We start from the raw sequence: 707 nt of genomic DNA on the forward strand, positions 1-707 counted from the left end.
CCACCGGATTCCCCGGCTACAACAGCGTCCTTCCGAAGGACACAGCCACGATCGGCCGCATTCTGCTTGAGAACGGTTACCGTACCTCGTGGTTCGGCAAGGATCACAACACGCCGACCTACCAGACCAGCCAAGCCGGCCCGTTCGATCAATGGCCGACCGGAATGGGATTCGAATATTTCTACGGCTTCATGGGGGGTGACAGCAGTCAGTGGACGCCGATGCTGTACCGCAACACGACGCTGATTGCGCCGTTTGAGGGACGTCCAGAATGGAATCTGATCACCGCCATGGCCGATGAGGCCATCAGTTGGGTGGACAGATTGAACTCGATCGATCCGTCGATGCCGTTCCTTCTGTACTACGTTCCGGGCGGCACGCATGCGCCGCATCATCCGACGCCGGAATGGGTGAAGAAGGCCACCGATCTGCACCTGTTCGACCAGGGCTACAACGCGCTCCGCGATCAGATTCTCATAAACCAGAAGAAACTCGGCGTGGTCCCGCAGGACACGAAATTGACTGACTGGCCTGACGATCTGCTGAAGAAGTGGGACGTGCTGTCGGCCGACGAGAAGAAGCTGTTTATCCGCCAGGCCGACGTATACGCCGCGTATCTCATGTACACCGACCACGAAATCGGCCGCGTCGTCCAGAAGGTGCAGGATATGGGCAAGCTCGACAACACGCTCATCATCTTCATCAGC

1 protein-coding gene is annotated in these 707 nt (G+C 58.1%); it reads left to right on the top strand.

What is annotated here, in order from left to right; all coding sequences use genetic code 11:
- A partial coding sequence (locus tag AC1D00_RS43985) for a sulfatase-like hydrolase/transferase (RefSeq protein WP_477015053.1) occupies positions 1-707 on the top strand: 707 nt, incomplete at both ends.

It is taken from the genome of Bradyrhizobium sp. P2_E8 (assembly GCF_056403875.1).